This is a genomic window from Marinobacter sp. UBA5687, from assembly GCF_002420325.1.
In the GTDB taxonomy this organism is placed as follows: Bacteria; Pseudomonadota; Gammaproteobacteria; order Pseudomonadales; family Oleiphilaceae; genus Marinobacter; species Marinobacter nauticus.
On the sequence record NZ_DIHV01000042.1, the window covers coordinates 1 to 8139 of the forward strand.

6 protein-coding genes and 1 pseudogene are annotated in these 8139 nt (G+C 60.9%); 6 read left to right on the forward strand and 1 reads right to left on the reverse strand.

Features of this window, described 5'->3' with window-relative positions; genetic code table 11:
• Window positions 1-1192, reverse strand: a pseudogene (locus B3Y70_RS04685) (NAD-glutamate dehydrogenase domain-containing protein); the annotation flags it as partial.
• Between the two features lie 143 nt (window positions 1193-1335).
• Between B3Y70_RS04685 and B3Y70_RS04690 the strand changes: the two are divergent.
• The 6 genes from B3Y70_RS04690 to B3Y70_RS04715 all read left to right on the forward strand — a co-directional run.
• The gene (locus B3Y70_RS04690; protein WP_199452219.1) at window positions 1336-2298 is read left to right on the forward strand and encodes an AAA family ATPase; all 963 of its coding nucleotides are present in this window, start codon (window positions 1336-1338) and stop codon (window positions 2296-2298) included.
• Between the two features lie 31 nt (window positions 2299-2329).
• Window positions 2330-3268 carry a DUF58 domain-containing protein gene (locus B3Y70_RS04695; protein WP_199452220.1) on the forward strand — a complete coding sequence of 313 codons (939 nt, stop codon included), beginning with the start codon at window positions 2330-2332 and terminating at the stop codon, window positions 3266-3268.
• Entirely contained in the window at window positions 3265-3732 is a 468-nt protein-coding gene (locus B3Y70_RS04700; protein ID WP_199452221.1) for a DUF4381 domain-containing protein, read from the forward strand. Before B3Y70_RS04695 ends, B3Y70_RS04700 begins: the two co-directional genes overlap by 4 nt.
• Complete coding sequence (locus B3Y70_RS04705) at window positions 3729-4748, forward strand: vWA domain-containing protein (RefSeq protein ID WP_199452222.1); 1020 nt, start codon at window positions 3729-3731, stop codon at window positions 4746-4748. The genes B3Y70_RS04700 and B3Y70_RS04705 overlap by 4 nt, the downstream gene beginning before the upstream one ends.
• Entirely contained in the window at window positions 4741-6573 is a 1833-nt protein-coding gene (locus B3Y70_RS04710; RefSeq protein ID WP_199452223.1) for a VWA domain-containing protein, read from the forward strand. Before B3Y70_RS04705 ends, B3Y70_RS04710 begins: the two co-directional genes overlap by 8 nt.
• Window positions 6567-8139 (forward strand): BatD family protein (locus B3Y70_RS04715; protein WP_288589267.1); only part of this gene is annotated, 1573 nt, incomplete at its 3' end. The genes B3Y70_RS04710 and B3Y70_RS04715, both read left to right, overlap by 7 nt.

The following is an 8139-nucleotide window of genomic DNA, read 5'->3' on the forward strand; positions in this document are numbered from 1 at the left end:
TCTTGGCAACGCGCAGCAACTCATCGGTTTCGATCTGGAACAGCTCGTCCCGCGGGTAGAGCGTCAGGATCTGTTCCAGCTCCTTGCCGGCGTAATCGTCGGTCAGGAAACCGGACCGCTTCATCACGCTCTGGAACTTGCGCCGCAACAGCGGAATCTCATCGGGCCGCTCGTTGTAGACCCGAGCGGTGTATAGACCGAGGAAGCGGCGTTCGCCCACCACTTCACCCTTGCTGTTGAATTTCTTGACCGCGATGTAGTCCGGATAGGCCGGCCGGTGCACGCGAGACCGCTGCGCCGATTTGGCGAAGATGAAGATGTCATCGGAACGGGTCATTTCATGGCGGGTACGCTGCGGCAGCTCATTCAGCCGGACCCGATCAGGGCGTTCGTTGTTGACTCTAAGAATACCCAGCTCCGAGTTTTCCACCCGGCGCACCACCATGCCCTGCTTGTCCTTGGCAAAGTCGTATTCGTCGTACCCCAGAAACGTGAAGTGGTCATCCACCAGCCAGGTCAGAAAAGCCCGGGCTTCGTCCTTGCCTTCTTCACTGATTCCCGCCGTGGTGGCATCCAGCTCCTTGACGATCTCGCTGACTTTCTCTTTCACGATCGGGAAATCTCCCACCGCAATGCGTACTTCGTGCAGCACTTTCTGCAGTGTCTGTTCCAGGTCGCGAAGATCTTCCGGCGCACTGTGTCGGTCGATTTCAAGCACGATGAATGCTTCGTAGCTTGCGTCCTTCGATGCCTTTTTGGTGGTGTGCAGCTTCTTCAGCTTGCCACTGTCGTCCCGCTCCACTCGCAGGATGGAGTGCTGAATGGAATGGGTGCCGATTTCCCGCTGATTGATGGCCATGCGCAGGGAATCAATCAGAAACGGAATATTGGGATGGAGAATAAAAATAACGCTGTGAGTGGACTGCCAGCCGTCGCTTTCCAGATCCGGGTTGAACACTGAAACAGGGGTTTCATCGGCACTGCGCTTTTGCAGGAACTGCCAGGCTGCCAGAACGGCGCCGTAGGTATCCGAGAAGCGGCGACTGACCAGCTCCTCCAGAGGAATATGGGCGTAATGCTGTCGCGCAAAATCGGCGATCTTCTTCGCCTCGGTTTTTGCAATCTTTTCTGAGAACGCATCGGCCAACTGCTCAAAAAACTGATCCTTGCTGGCGATTGTCAGCGCATTCATATCCAACCTCTGGTTTGTGTGAAAGAAACGTAATCAGGGTATCGTCACATAAGCATAGTCAAACCCTTGATTTTTGCCGGCCAGACGCCAAAACTGCGGCAACTACCTACGCAGGATTTCAAAAACCAAGAGCAGTCAATTTCATGTCGTTACAGCAAACGTTCGGTGATCTCAGAGAACAACTGGCCAAGCGCATTATTGGCCAGGACAAACTCGTCGACCGGCTACTGATTGCCCTTCTGGCCGATGGCCATCTTCTGGTTGAGGGCGCGCCGGGGCTGGCCAAAACCACCGCGGTGAAAGCACTTGCCGACCATCTGGAGGGCGACTTTCATCGCATTCAGTTCACTCCGGATCTGCTGCCGTCCGATGTCACCGGCAGCGAAATCTACCGCGCTGAAACCGGCACTTTTGAATTCCAGCGCGGCCCCATATTCCATAACCTGGTGCTGGCCGATGAAATCAACCGCGCACCGGCGAAAGTCCAGTCGGCCCTGCTCGAAGCCATGGGCGAACGCCAGATCAGCGTTGGTATGAGAACCTTTCCCCTGCCCAAACTGTTCATGGTGATGGCCACCCAGAACCCGATTGAACAGGAAGGCACCTACCCGCTGCCCGAAGCGCAGCTTGATCGCTTCCTCATGCATGTGGTGATCGACTATCCCTCTGCCGATGCCGAGCGTGAGATTCTGCACCTTGCGCGCAGTGACTACCGTCAGGGAATCCCGAACGTAGACATTCGTCTAACCCAGGAACAGGTGATGGCCGCCCGGCAGGCGGTGTCGGATATCTATATGGCGGAACCTGTGGAGCAGTACCTGCTGGCGTTGATTCTGGCCACCCGCGATGCCGCAGCGCTGGACCCTGAACTGGCGCGCTGGACCGCCTTCGGCGCCAGCCCCCGCGGCACTATCGCCCTGGACCGTTGCGCCCGGGCGCTGGCGTGGCTCGATGGCCGGGACTACGTGACACCGGACGACGTCCAGACCATGGCTTACGATGTGCTGCGCCACCGGATTCTGTTGACCTTTGAGGCCGAGGCCGAAGGCATGACCGCCGATTCCGTGCTGCAACGGCTGATCGACCGGGTTCCGGTTGCCGCCTGAGGTGGTGCTGACAGGAGACCATAACAGCGTCATGGCAGATTCCAGCCCAGCCACGTTCATTACCCTGCCGGAGCTGGTGCGCCTGCAGGCAGATGCACGAGCTCTGAAGCTGCCGTCGGTAAAACCGGTCCGGTCCCGCCAGGCCGGGCTACGCCAGTCCCGGCAGAAAGGCCGCGGGATGACGTTTTCTGAGGTGCGACAGTACCAGCCCGGTGACGACATTCGCAGCATAGACTGGCGGGTAACAGCCAGGCGCCAGGCACCGCACACCAAGCTGTATGAGGAAGAGCGGGAGCGGCCTGTATTGTTGATTGTGGATCTCGGGCCGACCCTGTTCTTTGCCAGTGCCGGCGCCTACAAACAAGTCCGAAGTGCCCAGGTTGCGGCTCTGCTGGCCTGGCTGGCACTCTGGGCGGGTGACCAGGTGGGCGGTCTGGTGTTCAATGACCGGGGTCTGGCCGTGCTGCGGCCCGCCCGGCGCCGAAAGTCCGTCCTGCGCCTGCTGGATCATCTGGCCAACCACCAGCACCAGGGCAAAACACCGCCAACCCCCGCAACGAACGCCAGCCATGGGCTGGATACGGCACTGGCAGAAGCCCGCCGGGTCACACACACTGGCTCCCGCGTGTTTATCATCAGTGACTTCATGAATATCACCGAGCAGACCACCACCCTGCTGGGCGCCATGAGCCGGCACAACTCGGTCAGCGCCATACGGATTCAGGATCCGCTGGAAAAGGCCCTGCCTTCATCCGGCCGGTTTGCCGTTGCTGGCCCGGACGGCCCGATCTGGTTTGATGCTTCAAATCCTCGCTTCCAGCAGGCTTGGCAAGACAAAATCGACGCTCATGAGCAACGTCTGGCAGACTGTTTTCGGGCATCCGGCGTGTTTTCCGCAACTCTGTCGACCGGAGAGGATCCGGCCACGGCCCTGCGCCTGCTGCTGGGCCCGGGAGGTCGCATCGGATGAACCCTCAGGATCCCCTGGCACAACTTCGTGATATCCAGTTGCCAGCTACCGGTGGTTGGTGGCCGCCGGCTCCAGGCTGGTGGCTGCTGGCGATACTGGTTATTGTCGGCGCACTGGCACTTGCCTGGCTGTGGCACCGTCAGCGTCAGAAGCACCGCTGGAAACGCAGCGCCCGGACCGAACTGCAACAGCTTGAAAGCAAGGCCCGGCCGACGCCGGAATGGTTCGCAGCGCTCAATGCCCTGCTCAAACGTGCGGCACGACAGAGCCATCCGGAAAAGCATCCCGAGGCCATGACCGGGCAGCAATGGATCAACTTCCTCCTGGAAACCGCGCCGAAAGACCGCATCGCCTCCCGGCCCTTGGTCGAGGCCATGGTTACAAGCACCTGGCAACCCCGGCCCCTCGCGCAGACTGAACAGGCACTGGCGTTCGCCAGAACCTGGCTGGAGGCCCAGTCGTGATCAGTCTGGCTTACCCGTGGGCGCTGTTACTGGCATTGCTGCCGCTGCTGCTTGGTAACCGCAAGCAGCAGAGCGAACCGGTGGATGCCCCCGTCATTCCGGTCGGGCACTGGTTGTCCGGAATGCCGGGCGTAAGCTCCCGGGGGCGATCAACGCCGCTCTGGCGCCAGCTGTTGTTATTGCTGGGCTGGCTGTGCCTGGTGGTGGCCCTGGCCCGCCCCCAGCATGTGGGGGAGGAGATCCAGATGCCCGTAACGGGCCGGGATCTGATGCTGGTGGTCGACATTTCTCCCAGCATGGACGAACAGGACATGGTACTTCAGGGCCGCAGCATCAACCGCTTGCAGGCGGTCAAACGCGTGCTGGATGACTTCATTGACCAGCGCGAAGGTGATCGGCTGGGGCTCATTCTGTTCGGCACAGAACCCTACGTTCAGGCGCCACTGACCTTCGATCGGGAAACGGTACGGACCCTGCTGTTCGAGGCGGGCCTGGGTATGGCAGGCCGGGCCACCGCCATCGGGGACGCTATCGGGTTATCGGTGAAACGTCTGCGCGAACGCCCCCAGGAACAGCGAGTGGTGATCCTGCTGACAGACGGGGCAAATACCGCCGGCCAGGTCAGCCCGGACAAGGCCACAGAAATCGCCCAGGCCGCTGGCGTGCGGCTTTACACCATCGGCATCGGCGCCGATACCATGATCCAGCGCGGGCTGCTGGGATCAAGGCGGGTCAATCCCTCACGGGATCTCGATGAAGAACTACTCACGCGAATGGCAGAACAGACCGGTGGCCGGTATTTCCGGGCCCGAAGCCTGCCCGAACTGGAAATGATCTACGACAGCATCAATCAGCTCGAGCCGATAGAACAGGATGGCCAGTTCTATCGGCCGGTGACAGAACTCTACGCCTGGCCCGCCGGCATGGCCGCCGGGCTTTGGCTGCTACTGATTGCCCTGCGACTGGCATCCAACCGTTATCAGCAAAACACTGCCACGGAGGCTGGCCATGGCTGACTTCCATTTTCTGCGACCCTTGTGGTTAATTTTGTTACTGGCGGTTCCGATCCTGTTTCTGGCCCGACATCAACTTCGCCAGGGTGAGACCGGATGGGCCCGATACATCCCCGCTCACCTGTTACAGCCCTTGATTCGTTCCCGGGCCAACGAGAGCACTGGCACCACCCGCTCTCCCCTGTTGCCCTTGAGTCTGGCGTTGGTTTTGCTGGCGGTCGCCCTCGCCGGGCCAAGCTGGCGACAGGCGCCGACACCCCTGAAACAGACCCAGGACAGCCTGGTCATTCTGCTGGATCTGTCTCTGTCGATGCTGGCCACCGACGTAGAACCGGACAGGCTGACCCTGGCCAAGCGCAAGGTCCGCGACATCCTCAACCAGCGCAAAGGCGGTTTGACTGCCCTGGTAGTCTATTCCGGCGACGCCCACACGGTAACGCCACTTACCGGCGACACCCGCACCATTGAGGCCATGCTTAGCGTGCTGGACCCCACCATCATGCCTGCCCAGGGCAACCGCGCCGATCTGGCCGTGCGGCAGGCGGTCGACCTGCTGGACCAGGGCGCACCGGGCCAGGGTCGCATCCTGCTGATCTCCGAGGCGGTGCCGGAACGTCAACACAGTGCAATCCGCCAGCAGCTGGCAGATACCTCCTACCCTCTGAACACTTTGGTGGTGGGCACCCGTGAAGGCGGCCCCATCCCCCTGGCAAAGCGTGGATTCATTCGGGACAACGGCAGGATTGTCATCAGCCAGGCCGAACCAGACACCCTGGCGCAACTGGCCAACATCAATGGCGGAACCAGCCACGAACTGACCCTGGATGACCAGGACATTCGCGCCCTGGCGCTGGAGCCATCCCACACCGATGAATGGCAGAACGAACAGGACGGCATGACCGTTAATCGCTGGCAGGACGACGGTTACTGGCTGCTCTGGCTGGCCCTGCCGTTACTGATTCTGGGCTGGCGCCGGGGAGCCTTTGCCATTCTCGCCTTTGCGCTGATTCCGCTGGCAGGCGCGCCGCGCCCGGTTCAGGCCCTGGACTGGGGCAGCCTGTGGCAGCGCGAAGACCAGCGTGGCCCGGACCTCATTCAGCAGGATCCGGCCAGGGCGGCCACCGTTCTGGAGCAGCCGGGTTGGCGCGGCTCAGCACTCTATCGTGATGGCCAGTACAGCGACGCCGCGGAAGCCTTTGCCAATCAACCCGGTGCCGTTGGTGACTACAACCGGGGCAACGCCCTGGCCCGGGCCGGCCAACTGGAAGAAGCCATAGACGCCTATCAGCAGGCACTGGAACAGCAGCCGGATTTCGAAGATGCGCACTTCAATCAGCAACTGGTAAAGCAGCTCCTGAACCAGCAACAGAAATCCCAGGGCGAGGGAGAAGGCGACAACAACCAGGAAAACAACGATCAGAATCCCGGACAGCAGAACGCCTCCGGCGGCCAGGGCAATGACAACCAGGACAGCGCCGGACAGGATTCCGCAAACAACAATGGCGAGAATCAGAATCCCCGCCCTGGCGAGCAACAGCAGCCCTCCGAGAACGGCGAAAATTCACAGGAAAACGCCGGAGAGCCACATCCGGAGAATGGCGCACAAGAGCAACAGGCGAATGCCCAGGCAAGCCCGGATGAGCCTTCCGGCGAGAGGCAGAATCCTGCCAGTGCGCCGGCCGAAATATCAGAACAACCCCTGAGCCAGGGCCAGGAACAGTGGCTGCGCCGCATACCGGACAACCCCGGCGGGTTGTTGCAGCGCAAGTTCCTGCAACAGTACCAACAACGACAGACAACACCCGATGAGGGCGACACACCATGGTAACGCGCGTTCTCTCCCTTGCCGCGACATTCCTGCTACTGCTCCTGTCAGCCGTCAGTCATGCTGCCGACAGACTGGTGGTGGAACCGGATCGAACCCAGCTCTACGAAGGTGAGGTACTGACACTGACCGTCAAGGGCTCCATGAAAATCGACATCAATCTGAGCAATTTATTCAGTTTCGATCTGTCACAGCTACCGTCGCCCGATATCGAAAAGGTCGAGCCGGATTTCGAGATTCTGGCCCGCAACCAGCGCTACAGCGTGCAAACCGTCAACAACGAGATGGTAGGCGAGATTACCTGGACCTATCAGCTCGCCCCTGCACGCACCGGGACACTGACGATTCCCGAACTGACGTTCAAGGATTCCGTTTCCGACCCGGTCGACATCGAGGTTATTTCCGGCACCCCGCCGGATCAACCGGCGGCCAGCCGTGACAGCTTTATCGAGCTGTCCGCAGACAAGGCGGAAGTGTATGTTCAGGAACAGCTGGTACTGACCATACAGTTGTTCTTCTCCGGCAACCTGATCCGGGGAGAGCTGTCGGAGCCTGAGCACCCGGACGCCATCATCGAATCACTTGGCAAACAGCGTGAGTTTACCCGCTATCGCGATGGTATCCGGTATCGGGTGGTTGAGCGGCGTTACGCCATCTTTCCCCAAACACCAGGCACTCTCAGCCTGGAGCCTATCCGGTTTGAGGGCCAGGCCAGGGATGCCTCGGGCCAGTTGCGCTTCCTTCGTGACCGGCAGCAACTCTATGACGTTCCGGTCAAACCCGTACCTGCCGGATATCCGGACAATCAGCCCTGGTTACCAGCACGAAGTCTGACCCTGAGCGACGAAGGCCTGCCCTCTACCCAGGAACTCGCCGTCGGCAGCAATCTCAGCCGGAAAGTGACCCTGCAGGCGCGGGGATTGCCCGCTGAGGCCTTGCCGCCGATCGCCCAGGAGGTACCGGATGCCATCCGCAGCTACCCGGAACAGCCCCTGCGCAATACCGAAACCACTCCGGAGGGGCTTCGCGCCACGCTGCAACAGGCGACCGCCCTGGTGCCCGTCCAGGCGGGTGAAACCACCCTGCCCGCGATCCGTATACCTTGGTGGAACACCGAGACCAACCAGCTTGAGGAAGCCGTGTTGCCGGAGCGCCGTTTACGGATAACCGGCGACCATGCCACCGCCGCCCCGCCCGCGCAGACACCAGACGATTCTGCGGCGCCCACCGAACTGCCGGTTACGACAAGCCCGGATACAGCCTCTGGTTCAGACGCCTCCGGCAACCCCCTTTGGCTCTGGGGTACGGTTGTGTTTGCGGTGCTTTGGCTGCTGACCCTTGCGCTCTGGTGGCGGGCTCGCCAAACCCCAGCGTCCGGCCACAATGAGCCGGAAGATGACAGCATCAAGAACGAACGTCAGGCGTTTGAAGCACTACTGGCGGCTGTCAGACGAGGCTCCGGGGAGACGTCAACGCTGTTGCTGCGCTGGGCCCGGCTACGTTTCCCACAGCACTCGTTTGATTCCGTTTCAGATCTGTTCAAGCTGACGGAGGACAGCTCGCTGAAAA

Bases quoted from the DNA above. Each gene is read 5' to 3' on its own strand.
- B3Y70_RS04695 (WP_199452220.1), top strand. From the start codon at position 2,330: ATGGCAGATTCCAGCCCAGCCACGTTCATTACCCTGCCGGAGCTGGTG.
- B3Y70_RS04710 (WP_199452223.1), top strand. From the start codon at position 4,741: ATGGCTGACTTCCATTTTCTGCGACCCTTGTGGTTAATTTTGTTACTG.
- B3Y70_RS04700 (WP_199452221.1), top strand. From the start codon at position 3,265: ATGAACCCTCAGGATCCCCTGGCACAACTTCGTGATATCCAGTTGCCA.
- B3Y70_RS04690 (WP_199452219.1), top strand. From the start codon at position 1,336: ATGTCGTTACAGCAAACGTTCGGTGATCTCAGAGAACAACTGGCCAAG.